This is a genomic window from Micromonospora sp. NPDC005163 (assembly GCF_053599835.1).
Genome location: NZ_JBSFYP010000067.1, coordinates 1 through 17,494 on the forward strand (window position 1 = coordinate 1; position 17,494 = coordinate 17,494).

The 17,494-nt window shown below is 70.2% G+C and carries 16 protein-coding genes, 1 rRNA gene and 1 pseudogene; 7 read left to right on the forward strand and 11 right to left on the reverse strand.

Features of this window, described 5'->3' with window-relative positions:
• The 3 genes from ACWD6N_RS30785 to ACWD6N_RS30795 form a co-directional block, all read right to left on the reverse strand.
• A 16S ribosomal RNA gene (locus ACWD6N_RS30785) occupies positions 1–92 on the reverse strand; the annotation flags it as partial.
• Between the two features lie 761 nt (positions 93–853).
• On the reverse strand, positions 854–1,117 hold the full coding sequence (locus ACWD6N_RS30790; protein ID WP_354968482.1) for an SCO4848 family membrane protein: 264 nt from the start codon (positions 1,115–1,117) through the stop codon (positions 854–856).
• Positions 1,118–1,206: 89 nt separating this feature from the next.
• Positions 1,207–1,674, reverse strand: a complete 468-nt coding sequence (locus ACWD6N_RS30795; protein WP_387330118.1) for a hypothetical protein — start codon at positions 1,672–1,674, stop codon at positions 1,207–1,209.
• A 651-nt stretch (positions 1,675–2,325) separates the two neighbouring features.
• Between ACWD6N_RS30795 and trpS the strand changes: the two genes are divergently transcribed.
• From trpS to ACWD6N_RS30820, 5 genes are all read left to right on the forward strand, one after another.
• Positions 2,326–3,384: a tryptophan--tRNA ligase gene (gene trpS / locus ACWD6N_RS30800; protein WP_354968479.1), complete on the forward strand. Its 1,059-nt coding sequence runs from the start codon at positions 2,326–2,328 to the stop codon at positions 3,382–3,384.
• Positions 3,385–3,477: 93 nt separating this feature from the next.
• On the forward strand, positions 3,478–4,689 hold the full coding sequence (locus tag ACWD6N_RS30805) for a low temperature requirement protein A (protein WP_387330124.1): 1,212 nt from the start codon (positions 3,478–3,480) through the stop codon (positions 4,687–4,689).
• 106 nt (positions 4,690–4,795) lie between these two features.
• Entirely contained in the window at positions 4,796–5,146 is a 351-nt protein-coding gene (locus ACWD6N_RS30810) for a YciI family protein (protein ID WP_354968485.1), read from the forward strand.
• Between the two features lie 2 nt (positions 5,147–5,148).
• Positions 5,149–6,429, forward strand: coding sequence for an RNA polymerase sigma factor (locus ACWD6N_RS30815; protein ID WP_387330127.1), 1,281 nt, complete (start codon positions 5,149–5,151; stop codon positions 6,427–6,429).
• 42 nt (positions 6,430–6,471) lie between these two features.
• On the forward strand, positions 6,472–7,071 hold the full coding sequence (locus ACWD6N_RS30820) for an HAD family hydrolase (RefSeq protein ID WP_354968477.1): 600 nt from the start codon (positions 6,472–6,474) through the stop codon (positions 7,069–7,071).
• Between the two features lie 21 nt (positions 7,072–7,092).
• Here the strand turns inward: ACWD6N_RS30820 and ACWD6N_RS30825 are convergent, their stop codons facing one another.
• The gene (locus tag ACWD6N_RS30825) at positions 7,093–7,608 is read right to left on the reverse strand and encodes a DUF6194 family protein (protein WP_354968476.1); all 516 of its coding nucleotides are present in this window, start codon (positions 7,606–7,608) and stop codon (positions 7,093–7,095) included.
• Positions 7,609–7,708: 100 nt separating this feature from the next.
• On the opposite strand from ACWD6N_RS30825, the gene ACWD6N_RS30830 reads away from it, so the two are divergent.
• Entirely contained in the window at positions 7,709–8,401 is a 693-nt protein-coding gene (locus tag ACWD6N_RS30830) for a TioE family transcriptional regulator (RefSeq protein WP_387330130.1), read from the forward strand.
• On the opposite strand, the gene ACWD6N_RS30835 is transcribed toward ACWD6N_RS30830, so the two are convergent.
• The 4 genes from ACWD6N_RS30835 to ACWD6N_RS30850 form a co-directional block, all read right to left on the reverse strand.
• Positions 8,398–9,369 carry a quinone oxidoreductase family protein gene (locus ACWD6N_RS30835; protein WP_387330133.1) on the reverse strand — a complete coding sequence of 324 codons (972 nt, stop codon included), beginning with the start codon at positions 9,367–9,369 and terminating at the stop codon, positions 8,398–8,400. The two genes, ACWD6N_RS30830 and ACWD6N_RS30835, sit on opposite strands and share 4 nt — an antisense overlap.
• Before the next feature lie 157 nt (positions 9,370–9,526).
• On the reverse strand, positions 9,527–10,606 hold the full coding sequence (locus ACWD6N_RS30840) for a WxL protein peptidoglycan domain-containing protein (RefSeq protein ID WP_387330136.1): 1,080 nt from the start codon (positions 10,604–10,606) through the stop codon (positions 9,527–9,529).
• A gap of 90 nt (positions 10,607–10,696) precedes the next feature.
• The gene (locus tag ACWD6N_RS30845) at positions 10,697–12,589 is read right to left on the reverse strand and encodes a fibronectin type III domain-containing protein (RefSeq protein ID WP_387330140.1); all 1,893 of its coding nucleotides are present in this window, start codon (positions 12,587–12,589) and stop codon (positions 10,697–10,699) included.
• A gap of 223 nt (positions 12,590–12,812) precedes the next feature.
• Complete coding sequence (locus ACWD6N_RS30850; protein ID WP_387330143.1) at positions 12,813–14,132, reverse strand: HupE/UreJ family protein; 1,320 nt, start codon at positions 14,130–14,132, stop codon at positions 12,813–12,815.
• A gap of 81 nt (positions 14,133–14,213) precedes the next feature.
• Between ACWD6N_RS30850 and ACWD6N_RS30855 the strand changes: the two genes are divergently transcribed.
• Entirely contained in the window at positions 14,214–14,888 is a 675-nt protein-coding gene (locus ACWD6N_RS30855; RefSeq protein ID WP_387330146.1) for a type 1 periplasmic-binding domain-containing protein, read from the forward strand.
• A 77-nt stretch (positions 14,889–14,965) separates the two neighbouring features.
• On the opposite strand, the gene ACWD6N_RS30860 is transcribed toward ACWD6N_RS30855, so the two are convergent.
• The 3 genes and pseudogenes from ACWD6N_RS30860 to ACWD6N_RS30870 form a co-directional block, all read right to left on the reverse strand.
• Positions 14,966–15,766: a cellulose binding domain-containing protein gene (locus ACWD6N_RS30860; RefSeq protein ID WP_387330149.1), complete on the reverse strand. Its 801-nt coding sequence runs from the start codon at positions 15,764–15,766 to the stop codon at positions 14,966–14,968.
• A 52-nt stretch (positions 15,767–15,818) separates the two neighbouring features.
• A pseudogene (locus ACWD6N_RS30865) lies at positions 15,819–16,460 on the reverse strand (glucuronyl esterase domain-containing protein); the annotation flags it as partial.
• Between the two features lie 422 nt (positions 16,461–16,882).
• Positions 16,883–17,479 carry a hypothetical protein gene (locus ACWD6N_RS30870; RefSeq protein ID WP_387330152.1) on the reverse strand — a complete coding sequence of 199 codons (597 nt, stop codon included), beginning with the start codon at positions 17,477–17,479 and terminating at the stop codon, positions 16,883–16,885.
• Between the last annotated feature and the right edge of the window lie 15 nt (positions 17,480–17,494).

A 17,494-nucleotide genomic window follows, 5' to 3' on the forward strand; every position in this document is an offset into this window, starting at 1 on the left:
CTCGAGTACCCCGAAGGGCCTTTCCGCTCGACTTGCATGTGTTAAGCACGCCGCCAGCGTTCGTCCTGAGCCAGGATCAAACTCTCCAACAAAAACTTGTCGAACAGCATCCTGACAACAAAAGTGTTGCCAAAGGAATCCCAACCAGCCAGACATAAAGCCCGACCAGTCCGGGGTATAAATCATAATTGGCACTGGCTTATCAAGCACCCTGTTGAGTTCTCAAAGAACAACCACACACCGATCAAAAGCCCCACTCGTGGGGCCCTGTTTCGGGGCTTTCCTACCGCGTCCCCGCCGCTCACTGGCGCCGGGCACTTTTACTACGTTACCTCACCGTCTTCGCCGTGTCAAACCGTGTGTCCCGGTCTGTTGTGCTTCGTACGGGTTGGTCCCGGCGCACTCACGCAGCAGCGGACCGCTGCGTCAGGTCGTCGGATTCGGCAGGCCGGCCGCTGCGGTGTCCCGCAAGCTCGCCCGGTGCCCTGCCGGTGCTGAACCTTACCCGGTCGGTTCCGCTGCACCAAATCCGCCTCGCGGCAATTTCGGCGAGCCCCGCCCGGACCGTGCCCCGCAGGAGCGAACCCCTGCCTGACCCGGCTGCCGACCCGATCCGGTGCTCCAGGACCTTCGTCCTGTTTGCCCCGTTCCGCGCTGGCAGAGAGAAAGTTACGCGTCCGTGGGTTTGATCGTCAAATCCGGGGCCAGCGTCCCGCGTCACACTTACTGCGTAGAGAAGTATCCGCAGCTCAGCCCCGGGTGGATAGCCCTCGAAGGGTCCGCACCGCTGCTCAAAGGGTTCTCGGGCCTCGCTGACAGTGACCAGATCGTGTGCCGACGCGGACGAGGATCGTCAGGCGGCTGGACGGTCCTGGCGTCGACGGGCGGCGAACCAGGCGCGGACACCGAGGACGCCGACGGTGCTGCCGATCGCCAGGGACGCCACGATCAGGAGGGCGTGCACCCACAGGAAGCTGGTGGGCGAGCCGTCGCCCACCGCGCCGGACGTCCAGGAGCGCGGGTCCTGCCAGATGGCGACCGCGAACCTCGGCCAGATCACCCAGGTCCAGATCCCGACTCCGACCAGGAAGAGGGCCCACCCTCGCGACAGCACCATGGCAGCCGAGTATGCCAGCGGAGCTGGTCACGAGCAGGAACGCCGAGGTGTACCGGCACGAGGGTGGACCGGTCCGTCGCCGGAGTGACTCAGAAGCAGGTCCCGATTCCACCGATCGCCGGGTTGGCCCGGTCGTGGTGGTGGACGGCGCCGCCCGGGTCGCCCATCAGGCCACCCCAGATCGTGCAACCACCCCGGGCGTACGCCCGGACGGGACCGGCGGCGTAGAGCCTGGTGCCGTCGTCGACCTGGGTCGGCAGGTACTGCGCGGCGAGGTAGACCTGCGTGCGGGTGAGCGTGCCCCGGTAGGCCGACTTCACCGTCGTCGTGCAGGCGAACCCGGTGATCCGGTTGTACAGCAGATGGACGGTGCCGAGTCGGCTGCCGGTCTCCGCGTCCCGGATCGGGTCCTGGTCGACCTCGACGTAGCCGAACCCACAGAGCGCCTGCGGGGAGTACGGATCGAGCGCGCCGGCCTGCGCCGCGCTGCCGGTCCCGGTGCCGAGGCCCAGCGCGAGCGCCAGCACGGCGCGGAACCGTCCAATGGTGCGGTACATCTGCGTCCCCCTTTTTCGACATTGCCCGAATGCGGGACCAGAATGGTCGGTGGCCCGCCCGTGATCGAATGTGCCGGGCAGACACAGCACCGCCATAGCCGATGTGCGATAAGCGGGCACAGGCATGCTGACCTGGGAGTTGGCCCTGCCGGTCATCGACGCGCCACGGCTATGACGTATTTCTCAGCCGGCAATACCGTGAACTCGAAATTGCCAAACTGTTTCCGGCGGCAGTGGGGCGGGCACTGCTGAACGGTACGAACCAAGACCGTCTCCGGAGGTGCCCGTGCAACCGTCGATCTTCAATCCCGGAGTACCGCGAACGCGTCGGCAGCTACTACGCCGAGCGCTACCGGCCACACCATGCGCGGCGCCACGGGTAGCGTGAAGCCGTGGTCCGGACGGGCATGAGCGCGGTGGAGGCGGTCGACACGGTCGACGGCCTCCCGCTCGGTGTCGTGCCCCCGGCCAGCTCCGGCGATGGCCGTGAGCAACTCCTGGACGTACTCCGTGCTGGTGGTCTGCGGTACCGCGCCGGCGCGCGATGGCGGACGGCTCGCTGAGCCGATCCCGCTGACCGAGAGGGCGAACTCGCCCCGCTCGGCGCGCGCCCACGCGTCGCCCACCTTCCCGCACGAGAGGCACACCACCATGTCCGTCGCACGAATGCTCACCGGGGACCGGCCCACCGGCCGCCTGCACCTCGGCCACTACGTCGGCAGCATCGCCAACCGGGTCCGGCTGCACCGGCGTTACGAGAGCTTCTTCATCATCGCCGACCTGCACATGCTCACCACCAGAAACCGCCGCGAGGACATCGACCAGGTCTCCGGCAACGCCCGCGAGATGGTGACCGACATCCTCGCCGCCGGCGTCGACCCGGCGCGGGCCACCTTCTACCTCCAGTCCGCCATCCCGGAGGTCGGCGACCTCAACACCCTCCTGCAGAACCTGGTGACCGTGCCCCGGCTGGAACGGGTGCCGTCGTTGAAGGACATGGCCCGGGACGCCGGCAAGGAGGAGATGCCGTACGGGCTGCTCGGTTACCCGGTGCTCCAGGCCGCGGACATCCTCTGCGTGAAGGGCGAGGTGGTCCCGGTCGGCCGGGACAACGCGGCGCACGTCGAGGTGACCCGGGAGATCGCCCGCCGGTTCAACCACCTGTACGGGCCGGTCTTCCCGGTCCCCGAGCTGATCCTGGCGGACACGCCGAGCCTGGTGGGCACCGACGGCGCGGCCAAGATGAGCAAGAGCCGGGGCAACACGATCGCCCTCTCCGACGATCCGGCCACGGTGCGCCGCAAGGTGCTCGGCATGTACACCGATCCGAACCGGGTCCGGGCCGACGTGCCCGGAAAGGTGGAGGGCAACCCGGTCTTCGCGTACCACGAGGTGTTCAACCCCGACCGTGACGAGGTGGTCGACCTCGCCCGGCGCTACCGGGCGGGGCGGGTGGGCGACGTCGAGGTCAAGGAGCGGCTCGTCGTCGCGCTGGAGGGGTTCCTGGCGCCGATCCGGGAACGTCGGGCCGCCATCGAGGCCGACCGTGGGCTGGTCGACCGACTGATCGTCGAGGGCACCGAACGAACCCGCCAGGAGGTACGGCAGACGCTGATCGAGGTCCGCCGGGCGATGGGGCTCACCGGCGCGTACCAGCAGGTCCGCCGGCGGGCCGAGCGGAGCCGACGGCGGACGGACGCCCCGGCGTGACGGCGGGCAGCCCGCGTCGTCTCGGCGCCGCCGAACGGTGAGAACGGCCGAACCATCGGTCGATGCGGCCCGGGAGTGGCGCAGAATGCGAGGATGAAGGGGATTTTCGGCGTTCGTCCGGCACCGGCTGCGGAGACGCACCGGCCCACGATGTTCGAAATCTTTTTCGACCTGGTCTTCGTCTTCGCGCTCACCCGGGTCATCACGTTCATGGCGCAGCCACCGACCGCGCTCACCCTGGCCCAGGGGCTGCTCCTCCTGCTGCTGCTGATCTACTCCTGGGGCCCGTACCTCTGGTTGGGAAACCTGGTTCGCGCGGACGTCGGCGCGGTCCGCGCGGCCACCCTGACGGCGATGGCCGCCATCTTCGTGGCCGCACTACTGCTGCCGGACGCGTGGCGGCAGGGCCCGGAGCTGTTCGACGCGCCGCTCACCCTCGCCCTGGCCTACCTGGTCACCCGGGCGGTGCAGCTCGGGGTGCTGTTCTGGGTGAGCGCCACCGACCCGCCGCTGCGCTCGACCCTCCGGTTCTTCGCCGTGCCGGCGACGGTGGCCTGGCTCCCGCTCATCATCGGTGCGCTGCTCGGTGGCGCCGCCCAGACGGCGCTCTGGACGCTGGCGTTCCTGGTGGACATCGGCGGCGCCCGGGTCGCGTCCGCCTACCGCCCGTGGCCGCTGCGCAGCCTGGACCACTTCACCGAACGGTTCGGCCTGGTGCTCATCATCGCGCTGGGCGAGTCGCTGATCGCGGCAGGCGCGACGCCGAGGTCGATGGCGCCGATCGGGCCCGGCCTGGTGGCGGCGCTGCTCGGCCTCGTCACCACGGTCTGCCTGTGGTGGCTCTACTTCGACCGGCTCGCGCCCGCCGCCCGGCAGTCCATCACGCTGGTGCCGCGCGACCGGCGGTCCGACGTGGCCGGTGACGCGTACGGCCTCGTGCACGCCCCCCTGATCATCGGTGCCATCTACATCGCGCTCGGCATCGAGCAGGTGCTCGGTCACCTCACCGAGGAGAACGAGGGCCCCGCCCGGTTGGGTTGGGTCGTCGCCACCGCCCTCTACGGCGGCGCCGCCCTCTACCTGCTCGCACGGTTGCTCTTCCGCCGGCTCACCGTCCGCGCCGTGCACCCGGCGCAGGTCGTCGCCGCGCTGGTGCCGCTGGCCCTGCTGCCGATCGGGCGGGCCCTGCCCCCGCTGGCCGCGCTCGCCCTGCTGACCGTCTTCCTGATCGGGGTCACCTGGTACGAGCGCCGGTTCGACCGACGCGGCCCGCACGTCCAGGCGGCGTCACCGGTCGGTCCGTGAGTCTCGGAAGATTCCTCCGGCCGCCGTGTCGATATCCCCGGGGCCTGTTCGTCGTCATGCTGTACGGCGTACCCGCCGCACCGAGAGGAGCCGAGGCGTGAAGTACATGCTGCTGTTCATGACCCCCGCGACCACCGACTGGGACGAGCCCGTCGACGGGTGCAGTTTCGAGGACTGGATCCGCTACGACCGCGAGATGAAGGACGCAGGGATCTGGGTGTCCGGGCATCCCTTGCAGGACCTGACCACCTGCACGAGCGTGCAGGTCGGTGCGGGCGGCGAACGCACGATCACCGACGGGCCGTTTGCCGAGACCCGCGAGGTGCTCGGTGGGTACGACATCATCGACGTGCCGGATCTCGACGCCGCGCTGGAATGGGCGGCCCGCAGCCCCGGTGCCCTCGGCGGCGGGTCGGTCCAGGTGCGCCCGGTCGCCGAGATCGAGGTGGAGGCCTGACGGTGCCCGGCGAGGGGGCAAGCGGCCCGGCGCAGGTCGGGTCGTCCGTCGAGGCGGTGTTCCGGGAGGAGCGCGGCCGGCTGCTCGCCTCGCTGGTGCACCGCTTCGGCGACCTCGACCTGGCCGAGGAGGTCGCCTCCGAGGCCATCGAGGCGGCGCTGGTGCACTGGCCGACCGACGGCGTCCCGAGTCGGCCGGGGGCCTGGCTGCTCACCACGGCCCGCCGCCGCGCCGTGGACCGGCTCCGCCGCGACCGGGTACTGGCCACCCGGCTCGCCGTGCTCCAGGCCGAGGCCGAGCGGGCCGACGCCGCTCCACCCGCCGACGCGGACCGCGACCTGCCCGACGACCGGTTGGCGCTCTTCTTCACCTGCGCCCACCCGGCCCTGCCCGCCCAGGACCGCGGCGCGCTCACCCTGCGCTTCCTCGCCGGCCTCACCACGGCCGAGGTCGCGCGGGCGTTCCTGGTGCCGCCCGCGACCATGGCCCAGCGACTCGTCCGGGCCAAACGGAAGATCCGCGACGCCCGCATCCCGTTCCGGGTGCCGGGCGCCGACGAACTACCCGAACGCCTGCCCACGGTGCTCCAGGCGGTCTACTCGGTCTTCACCGAGGGGTACGCCGCCAGCTCCGGCCCGGATCTCCAGCGGACCGACCTCGCCGAGGAGGCTATCCGGCTGGCCCGGATCCTGCGCCGGCTGCTGCCCGCCGAGCGGGAGGTCGCCGGGCTGCTCGGGCTGATGCTGCTCATCCACGCCCGACGTGCCGCGCGTACCGGGCCTGACGGCGGGATGGTCCTCCTCGACGACCAGGACCGCGGGCAGTGGGACCACCGCATGATCGACGAGGGGCGCCGGCTGGTGCTGGTCGCGCTGACCGGCGGACCACCCGGGCCGTACGGATTGCAGGCCGCCATCGCCGCGCTGCACGACGAGGCCGCCGACGTGGCCAGCACCGACTGGGCCCAGGTGGTGGCGCTCTACGACGTACTGCTCGGCCTGGTCCCCTCGCCGGTCGTCGCGCTCAACCGGGCCGCAGCGGTGGCCATGCGGGACGGGCCGGAGGCCGGGCTCGCCCTGCTGGACGAGTTGGCCGATGATCTGCGGCTGCGGGGCTACCACCTCTATCCGGCCACCCGGGCCGATCTGCTGCGCCGGCTCGGCCGGTACGGCGAGGCTGCGGCGGCGTACCGCAGCGCGCTGACGCTGGTCGGCACCGAGCCGGAACGGGCGCACCTGCTCCGCCGGCTGGAATCCGTCACCTCCGAGGAGCCGGCCGACTGAGCGGATCCGCTGGTTGGACGGCGTCCGCTGTAGCCTGCTCGGGTGAGTCTGCCTCTGCCCCCCGGCCAGTTCGCGGCGTACCTGTTCGACTGCGACGGCACCATCATCGACTCGATGCCGCTGCACTACCTGGCCTGGCAGCGGGCTCTGGACGAGTGGGGCTGCGAGTTCCCCGAGGACCTCTTCTACGCGTGGGGCGGCCGGCCGGCCGTCGACATCATCGTCACGCTGAACGAGCAGTACGGCCTGGCCATGCCGGTGGCGACCGTCGACGAGCGCCGGGAGAGCTACTACCAGGAGTTGCTGCCGCAGCTCGCCGCCGTGCCCGAGGTGCTGGCGCACATCCACGACGCGCACCGGCGGGTTCCGTTCGCTGTCGTCTCCGGCGGCACCCGGGCCTCGGTCACCGCCTCGCTCGGCGCGCTCGACCTGCTCGACCGGTTCGACGTGCTGGTCTGCGCCGACGACTACACGCGGGCCAAGCCCGACCCGGAAGCCTTCCTGCTCGCGGCGGAGCAGCTCGGCGTACCCCCGGGCGCCTGCCTGGTCTTCGAGGACACCGACCTGGGCATCCAGGCCGCCACCGCGGCGGGCATGGCATCGGTACGCGTCCCGCGACCCCGGGACCGATCCGAGAGGTGACGCGGCCGGCCGGCGCCGGGATCAGTCCGGGCGGTGCTGGCGGTCGAGCGAGCGTCGGTGCCGCCGCAGCGCCCGGTGATGCGCGTGCGCGAGCAACCGGTCGACCTCGGCCAGGCTGCGCGGACCCGGGTTGAGCACGCAGGCCCACCCGTGGGTGCCGTACGCGGGATGGGGGACGACCTGGTCGAGGGCGGTGAAGTCGACTGCGGAACGATGCTCGGCGGACTGCGCCGGCGGGTAGCCGAACCGGCGCTCGAACTCCTCGCGGCCGAGGTCCAGGCTGAGCCGGAAGACGCCGGGCCGGTCGAGTTTCGAGTCCTCGTCGAAGCCGGCGGTGTCCTGGCCGACGAGGGTGGCGAACGGCCGGCGACGGTCCGGCCCGACGAAGAAGAACCGATCGCCCCAGCTGGACCGCGGGGCGCCGGACGCCTCGTCGGCCTGCACGACGGCCACCTCGGGCAGCGCGAGGATGAGCTCGGCGACGTCGTCGGGGCCGAGGTCGAACGACCAGGCGGCGGGCAGTGATGAAGAAGCCATGACCTTCACCGTATCGTTGAACCACCCGTTGAGACTTCTGCGTCGATCGACTGAGGAGTGACAGCTGAACCCTCAAACCGCAGGACGCGCCTACCGGCCGGTGGACCTGGCTCGTGCGCATGGTATCTCCAGCCAGGCCGTCCGCAACTACGAGCGCGACGGCGTCATCCCGTCCGCCCGGCGCACGCCGAGCGGCTATCGCGCGTACACCGAGGTGCACGCCGCGGCGCTGCGCGCCTACCTGACCGTCGTCGCGGCGCACGGATACGCGACGGGCGGCGAGATCATGCGGGCCGCCGTTCGCAGCGACCTGGACACCGCCCTGCGCGCCGTCGACACCAGCCACGCGCAACTGCTGCGCGACCGCGAAACGCTCGACGCCGTCGAGACGACCATCGGGGTGCTCACCGCCGCACCGACGCCGACACCGCCGGGCCGGCCGCTGGCCGTCGGCGACCTCGCCCACCGGCTCGGCATGACACCGGCGACGCTACGGAAGTGGGAACGGGCCGGCGTCCTGTCCCCGGCGCGCGACCACCCCTCCGGGCAGCGGCAGTACGGCCCCGAGGACGTCCGCGACGCCGAGCTGGCCCATCTCCTGCGCCGGGGCGGTTACCGGTTGGACCACATCGCGACCGTGATGCGGCAGGTACGCGCGGCCGACGGCCCGGGGCCGCTGGCGGCGTCCCTGCACACCTGGCGGCAGCGCCTGGCCACGCGCGGACACGCGATGCTGGTGGCCGCCGGTCACCTCGCGAGCTACCTGGCGACGACCGAGCCGAGATCGCCCTAGCGAACCGTCAGCAGCAGCTTGCCGGAAAAGGACGTCTTGAGCCGCCGGTGCGCCTCCACCACCTTGCCCAGCGGAAACGTCTCGGCGACGTGCACCTCGAACGGTCCCGCCTCGATGAGCTCGTTGAGGCGCTGCAACTGCTCGGGGTTGGCGACGCCGTCGTACGCCCGAACCGGCGCGCCCGGCCGCTCGCGCGGCTCCGGCTGCACGCCATGGGGGTACGCGACCACGCCACCGTCGGACAGCGTTTCGGTGAGCCGGTCGAGCGTCCCGCCGCCGGCCATCGCCAGGATCCCGTTCACGCCAGCGGGGGCCGCTTCCCTGATCCGCGCGATCACCTCGGTCGGGTCGCCGTGACCTTCGAGGGACACGTCGGCGCCGAGTCGGGTCACCAGCGCCACTCCCTCCGGTCCGGAGGCCACGGCGACCACGTTCAGACCCTGCCGCTTGGCCAACTGCACGGCCAGGTGGCCCTGACCGCCGCTCGCGCCGAAGATCAACAGCCAGGCGCCCGCCGACAGGCTGAGGGCGTCCAGCCCGGCCAACGCGGTCAGCGCGTCGGTGGGCATGGCGCCCGCGTGCTGCGCCGACACACCCTCGGGCAGCTTCGCGGCGTACTGCGCCTTCGTCACCGCGTACTCGGCGTAGAAACCGCCCTTCGGCCGGGTGGTGGCGGCGACGTAGACCAGGTCACCGACCGCCACGTTGGTCACCTTGCTGCCGATCGCGGCGACGGTTCCGGCACCGTCGGAGCCGGGCACGATCGGGAACGCCGCGCCCTCGGGCACCAGCACGCCCTCCCGCTCGTACACGTCCCACACCCCGACGCCGGCGTTCCACACTTTGATCAGCACCTCGTCGGCGGCGACCTCCGGCACCGGCAGGATCCGCAGGGTGATCACCTCCGGCCCGCCGAACTCGTCGAAGGCCGCGGCCTGCATCTGCTCGGGCACATCCCCGTCAACCATGTGGATTCCCTCTCCGTGCCGGCGTCACCGTCGCAGCATGCCGGCTCCGGGACGGGCCAGGTCCGGGGCTGAGCCGCGTTCACCCACAAGGGCGACCGACGGCGCTCGGTCACCTCGGCGCCCTGGCGCCGCGCCTGCACGGGACGGCCGGTGACGCTCAGGACGTCTGGGGCTCCTGGCCGCGGAGCGCCTGCTCGACGGCGTCGCGCACCCGGACCTCCTCACGCGTGCTGCGCCGGACCCGGTTGCGGCGTCGGTACCGCAGCGCCGCGACGAGTGCGGCGACCAGTACGAGGAGCACCAGCGCCAGCATCCACGGCAGGGCCCAGCCGTGCGTCGTGGCCTGGACCGGCTTGAGGGAGGTGGTGGAACCCGACGCGTCGGTGAGCCGGGGCGTGAGGGTCGCGGTTGCCGCCAACCACACGGCGGGCGCCACGCCACGTACGGGCACCGTCACGGTCCAGCTCTCACCGGGAAGCAGCTCCGGCGGAGCCGCGACATCGCCCGCCCCGACCCGCAGCGAACCGAACGGGCCCGAGACCGACACCGCCTGCTGGCCGGAAAGGGCCGCGTTGCCGGAGTTGTGGATCTTGTAGGTGACCGTGGCGTCGCCCCTGCGGAACGGGTTGAGCGTTCCGCCGTACGTCACGTGCAGATCCTCGATCGCGAGGTTCGGCTTCAGTTCGCCGCCGACCCGCAACTTGATCCGGATACCGAGGCGCCGATCCACGTTGATGCCCTCGGCCTGGTCCGCCTGTGTCAGCGAGGTGAGGATGCCGCCGACGTAGTCGCCGGGCGTGGCGTTGTCGGGAACGCTGATCTTGAAGGGGACCTGGGCGGTCTTCCCCGGCTGGATCGTGACGCTGCCGCGATCGGCGTGGACCCAGGCGCCGACCGCCACGGACTTCCCGTCCCTGGCGAGCAGGTCGAGCTGGCCCGCGCCGGTGGTGAAGCCGTCGGCGGTGTACACGGCCAGGTTGAGCGGGACCGGGCCGCGGTTGGCGACGACCATCGCGTCCTCGACCCGTCCACCGGGGTTCACGGCGTAGCTGAAGCTGGACCGGGCTGCGCCGTAGCTGTTGGAGGCCGTCCGGACCGTCCAGGCGACGTCACCTTCCGCCGCCAGCGCGGGGCCTGAAGCCAGGCCGGCGACGGCGGAGGTGGCGAGCAGAGCCACGGCGGCGGTACGGAGGAGGGCGGCGACGGTCGATTTCCGGCGTGTTGGGGTCGTAGACATCTCGGGGTCCTCAGGCGGTCTGGGTTTTCCGGAACGAGCGGCGGGGTAAACGCCCGAAGGTGCCTACCCCGCCAGCTCAGGCAGGTCTGATCAGCTGCTCAGCGCAGTGATCGTGAGGGTGGTGCGGTAGCTACCCTTGGCGATGCTGTCCGGGATCTTCAGGTCCAGGTCAGCGCCGAGCTTGGCGCCACCCCGGGGGTGACCCTGCGCGGCAGCACCGAGGCCGCTGGAAACCGAGAGGCCCTTGCCCTGGTCGTCGAGGGACGACAGGACGGGAGCACCGGCCTCGGCGCCAGCGCCGCCGTCGAGCACGTACGGGGTCCAGCCCAGGTAGGAGCCGGAGAACGTCTTGTCGCCGTCCTGGAAGTCACCCACGTTGGCCGAGATCGACCACGGAGCGAGCGAGCGGCGGCTGTCCGACACGAGGATCGGGTTGATCTTGCCGGTCGCTTCGAAGTAGGTGCCGTTGCGCTCCTGCGCGACACCGAGGTCCACCAGGCCGTTGTAGCCGTCGATCGTCCAGCCGAACTCACCCGGGGCCGGGTTCGGCACGTTGACCTGGATGGCCTGACCGTCGCCGTGGTACGGGTGCACCGTCACCTTGTCGGTGACCGAGCCGATCGGCTGACCGTCCGGGGTGTTGACGCAGGAGAGGCCGTTCTCGACAGCCGCGTTCGGCGCCGCGCAGGTGCCGCTGCGGACGTTCGCCAGAACCAGCTTGTCGCCGCGCACCTGCACCTTGACGTAGCTGCGGACGTGCTCCTGGTTCTGCGTCGAGTTGTACCAGTACTTGGCCGGGTCCAGCGGGTCCGGGCCGTTGCCGCGGATGCCGGTGCCGGTGTCGTCCGGCTTCTTGATGTCGTAGTACTTCGAGCCGGAGGCCGAGTTCGCCGTCACGTAGATGACGCCACCCGGGCCGGGGAAGACGTCGGCAGCACCGGGCTGCTCGGCCGGGTTCTCCTTCTGGCCGTTCTTGATGGAGTAGCTGCGGGAGTAGCTGTGGTCGTGACCCTGCAGCACCATGTCGACGCCCAGGTTCGAGAAGGCCGTGGTGAAGTCTTCCCGCCGCTGCTTGTTGTCGTTGTCGGTCGCGTGGCTGGCCGGCGAGTAGATGGAGTGGTGGTAGACCAGCACCTTCCACTTGGCCTCGGAGCCGTGCTTGTTGATCACGTCGGTGACGTACGCGACGTGCGCCGCGTCGCCACCGGCGGAGCCGTCCGCCGGGTTGGCGTAGCTGTTGCTGTTGAGGTCGATGAACAGCACATCCTTGTGGATGAACCAGTAGTCACCGCCGGACCGGGTCGCCTGGTCCCCGCTGTAGTACTGGGACGAGCGGTCGGTGTTCGGGGTGAAGTGGTGCTGCTCGTAGGACTTGCCGCCGACGTCGTGGTTACCGATGGTGGCGACGAGGGGGTACTGGCGCAGCTGCTCAGGGGCCAGGAACGAGGTCCACTGCCCCTCGTCGTTGGCGCTCTCGACGTGGTCGCCGGCGGACACCAGCAGCTCGGCGTTCGGGTTGGCCGCGGTGGCGACCTTCAGGGTCTCCTCCCAGCCGGCCTGGTCCTTCAGCCGGTCGCCGGAGGAGCCGATCTGCGGGTCGCCGAAGAACAGGAAGTCGTAGTCGCCCTCGAAGTCCTGCGTCTTGAAGGCGTACGCCGGGGACCAGCTGCCCTCGGCACCGGCCCGGTACGAGTACGCCGTGTTCTCACGCAGGTTGGTGATCGTGGCGTGCCGGTTGAAGCCGGTGGTGGAGGTGTTCGCCGCGCCGACGGCGTCGAAGCTGAGCGCGCTGGCCGGGAACTCGCCGTTGACGATCTCGGTGGTCGGGGCGAGCTGGATCTTCTGCGCGGTGTCGGCGGAGGAGTACCAGGTCACCACGCGCTGGGTCTCGTTGGCGCCGACGCCGAGGATGACGCCCGTGATCGTGGTGGACTCGGCCGCGCTGGCGATGGCCGTCAGGCCGCTGCCGATGGCTGCGGTCATTCCGAGGAGTCCCGCTGCGACCCCGGCGACCACACGCCGCCGCACGAGCCCGGGGGCTCGTGTCGAGGTGCTCAATGTCATTGACATTGTTCCCTTTTCGAATAGAGAAATGGATGGTCTTCCCCCGACGTTGGGGAAGCGAATCCAAGCTTTCGTCGCGTGATGAACCAACCGTGAACGTGATCTTGCGGATGGCTGCACTTCGCGCATTACTTAGCCGTGCTCAGGATCCCGACACACGTTGCGCGAACCAAACGATCCCCATAATGGACACGCATGCGGAAATGGCTCCGGTCGCCCAGAGTCCCGTTTTCGGCGCTCGTCGCCGCAGCACGATCAGCAACGGGAAGACGATCGCGATGATCGCCAACTGCACGACCTCGATGCCGACGTTGAACACCAGCAGGGACCACAACAGGGTCCACGACCACGCCTCGTCGATGCCCAGCGCGCCCGCGAATCCCAGGCCGTGCACGAGGCCGAAGCAGAACACGACACCGAGGCGGATCCAGCCGGAGCGGTCCAGGCTGAAGTGGCCGCGGCCCGCCGGATCGAGGTCGGTGGCGTGGTCGCCGCGCCGCCAGATGCCCCACAGGTGCCAGCCGGCGACCACGGCGATCGACAGCGCGATGATCGGTTCCACGATCCTCGCCGGTACGTCGACCAGACCGAGGGCGGCCAGCATGAACGTGACCGAGTGCGCCAGGGTGAAGCTCGTCGCCGCGAGCACGATCTCCCGCAGGCGCCGCGACCCGGCGATGAGCGCCAGCAGGAACAGGATGTGGTCGATCCCGGACAGCAGGTGCTCGGCGCCCAGTAGGAAGAACTCCCCGAACCGCTCGTGCCAGGACTGGCCGGTCGAGAAGGAGGGGTTGCCGGCGTCGAGCGCAGCGCTGCCCGAACGGCCGTCGATCTCGTAGGTGACGATCGTCTTCGTGCCCTTGACGTAGCCCTCGTCGTCCGGGAACAGGCCGCTGCGCACCTCGTGCTCGCCGGTCCGCTGGGGACACGCCCAGTCGAGCAGCAGGTCCGCGTACGGCACGCCCTCACGCTCACCGATCGTCGCGTCGCCCACCCGCGTGGGCTGGCACGCCGCACCCTGTGCGGTCACCGCGAAGCGATCGGCGACATATCTGAGCGTCGTCTCGGCATGCTTGTTCAACGCTGCGGCCTGCGCCTCGGAGTCACCCGCGTCGAACGCGGCGGTGCCCTCCTGGAAGAGCGGATCGTTGTGACCGGCATCGGCGGCGGACACGACCAGGAGGTCGTATTCGAGCTCCACCGCAGTGCGAATGTGACCCTCGTCTCCCGGCGTGATTTTTGCGTAGACGGTCGACGAGAAGCCGTGCGCGGAGGCCGGCCCGGTTCCTAAAAAGGGGATAACCGCCGCAGCGATCCCGACAACAATGACGATAACGGTGCGGCGAACGCGCCCGAACATGCGACTCCCTCGGTTGGCCAGTGCACGCTGCATGCCGTGGGTGAACAGGAGCCCGCCCGCCGACGAACCGATGGAAAACAAAATCCTGGAGCGACGACGCACGCATCGGCGGTGGCCGGAATTGGGATAGGAATATGCAGAAGTACGAGCACCTTTTCCACCACCACTCGGAGGACGATCGCCTTGCGCCCCCCGCTTCGGGCGGTTGCCATGCTGGCCGCCGCCGCCGCGCTGGTCACCGGATGCAGCTCCGGCGACGACTGGTCAGAGCCGCACCCAAGACCCACCGCCATCGGCTCCCTCGGCCCGGGGTTCGTCGACCCTTCCACCACGCCCGCTCCGGAGGGGACGGTCCGGCCGCGGCCCGGTTCGTGGACCGGAGTCCACCCGTCCCGGGAATACCGGGTGGTGCTGCTCACCGCCGGCGACGACCAGCCGACCAAGACTCTCGTGACGGCCGTCGAGGGCTGGGCCGACGACGAACACCTCGATCTAAGGAAGGTCGTCGTGGGTGACACCCACGATGCCGTTCCGAGCATCACCAAGGCCATGGGGATGCACCCCGACCTCATCGTCAGCGCGGGCAACGACCTCATCGACGCCCTTGCGCTGGTCACCCCGAACCACCTGGACCAGCAGTTCCTCGTGGTCGCGGCGGAGCTGGCCGAGCCCACCCACAACGTGACGGCGGTCGACTGGGCCGGCGCGTCGTTCCGTGGTGAGGGGCTCGGCGCGTCGTCGACCTACGACCCCGCCTCGTTCACGGCCGAGCGCTGCGCGGCGGCCATCCGGGCGGGCGTGGCGGCCGTGCTCAACGACCTGACCGGGATCGTGGTCTGGCTCGACCAGCCCGAGTGATCGGGGTAAGCGACGTCCAGGGGCCCGGTGTGGAGACTGATGCCTCCACACCGGGCCCGGGAGATCGCCGAGCGGATCTAGGTCGCGGAGCAGGTGGGGGTCATTCCCCCACCGGTTCCGGTGCCCTGGTAGCCGAACTCGGTGAACTGGCCGGGGGCGATCGAGCCGTTGTGACCGACGTTGGTGAACCGCACCGCTCCGGTGTCCCCGCTCCGGTTGGCGTTCCAGGCGTTGGTGACGCCGGCGCCCGGCGGCAGGGTCATGGCGACCGTCCAGCCGTTGACCGGCGATGATCCCGCGGTCACCCGAACCGTGGCGACGAAACCGCCCGTCCACTGGTTGATCGACACCGTCGCCGAGCAGCCGGCGCCGGTCGGAGGCGGCGTGGTCGGCGGAGGGGTGGTCGGCGGCGGCGTGGTGGTGGGCGGGGTGGTCGGGCCGTCGGTGAGGGTCGGCGTCTGCCAGTCCCGCCAGTCGGCCAACCTGCCCAGCGCCCTGCTCGAAATCCTGATCACACCCGGATCGGTCCCCGTCTTCAGCAGGAACTTCCTGATGTTCTTCTGCAACGGGTCGCGCCACTCGGGCCGGTTGGCGCAGTGGCTGCCGTCCTGGACGTCGGACCAGTAGGTGATGTTGTCGCCCGCACCGAGCGCCCGGTAGACCTCCGCGCCGCCCAGGGCCGCCACACTCGCGGACCGGGGACCAAGGTTGGCGATGTGCGGGTTGTCCATGATGAACAGCCCTCGCGGCGCCACCATGGCCACCATCTCGTGCGTGTCCACCGGAAGCCTGGTCGGGCTGCCCGTGAACGAGCCGAACGCGTCCCCGAGCCACGGCTGCTCGCCGTACGCGCTGCTCAGACTCTGGGGCGCCCTCACCGGGGATCCCTCGGAAGATGGTCACACCGGCGCTACCCGACTCGATCGGCATGGTCAGAGCGATGCGCTGGTCGAACACACCGATCGCGAACGCGCCCTTGCCGTACCGCGAGCAACCCGTGACGCCCATCGCGTCGGCCTTGAGAATTCTGCCGTCCGACTGCTCGATGACGTCGATGATCCGGCTCACGCCCCAGCCCCAGGCGGCGAGCAGCCCGGTGCTGCTCGAGGAGCCGTAGATTCTGTAGAAGGCGCCCTGCTTGTTGTTCCGGGGCGTACCCTCTCGCCCGACCGCCAGGGGGTCGTAGCTGATGACGGCGGCGCCGGCGGCCTTGATGGTGGCCGTGTCCGCGCCGAACCCGCCCACGACCACGACGGCCGGGAAGGGTCCGGAACCACTCGGCAGCTCGACCCTCGCCGAGAAGCTGGCGCTCCTGCCGTTGTGATTCACATTCACCGTGATGGTGGTGTTCGAGACCGTCCCCGTGACGGTCTCCGGCTTCGCGGGCTTCTCGCCGTAGACGAACTTCTCGGCCAGTTCCCTGATCTCCGCTCGGCGGCACCGCCAGTCGGCCTTGGTGGAGATGGTCGTACCGTTCACCTTCCTGAACGGGTCGGGAAGCTTGGCGTTGGTGGGCAGGGAGCCCAGGTCAGGCAGGCCCGACACCGCGCAGTCGGCGCCCTCGTCCTCCACTGACGCCGCGGCGACGAGACTGCCGGCGACGGCCTACGCCGTGGGGATTCTCGCAACTACCGTCACCGCTCCAGCGACCGTGAGCGCTGTTATCGCCAGCGCGACGACCACGGAACGGGTCCTGGAACGGCCCGAGCTGATGATCACCAGGCTCTCCCTTCCGGGTGTGGTGGTGGGTGGCGGAGCGACAGTCGTGATCGATGGTCGCGAATGTCGAGCCTCGCTAAGTGTTGGCCGGGTTATCGGAAGGTGTCAATGTTCTTTCCGAAACTTTCGGCCACCCCTGGTGCCACCAACCAGGACGCCACCACACCCCGGAAGTCGTTAATCGCTGCGGATGGAGCCGGCCGGACACTCCCAGATATCGAAAGTTTTCGAAACAGATGGGTGCCAGCCCCCGACGCCCCCGTTCGGCCCGACCGTCAGTAGGCCCGGTGCCAGAGGGGGAGGAGCCCGGCGAGGATCAGCGCGGCGCCGATCGGCAGCAGGTCCAGGTTGACGGCGATGGACACGAAGCCGAGCAGTACCAGCGGCGGGCCCCAGCCTGGAATGAGTCGCGGACGGCCGACAGCGGCCCGCACCAGCAGGGTGAGTAGCCCGAACTGAAACAGCAGCGGGCCCACCGCCAGCACCGGATCCGGAAGTGGCGCGACATCGCCCAGCCGGGGAAAGAGGTCACCGAGGATCACCCAGAGGAACGCGGCCACGCCGACCAGCCCGGCGGCCGTCGCCACATGCAGAAGCACCCGGAGCCCGGTGCCCGGCGTGGTGCTCGAACCAGCGGCACCGGCGGACCCGAGCAACCGCCGCAGACCGACGACCAGACCCGCGAAGAGTACGAACGCGACCAGGAACAGGGCGTGGCCCAGGTCCCACGCCCAGCCCGGGCCGTGGTCGCCGTCCAGGCCGTCGATGATCCGCAGGATGCCGTAGAGCAGCAGGAGCACGGGGGCGCCGACGGCCGCCGTCCGCACCAGGTGGAACGGCTGACGGGAGACCCGTACATCGGTGTCGGTCATCGCCTCAGCCTGGCA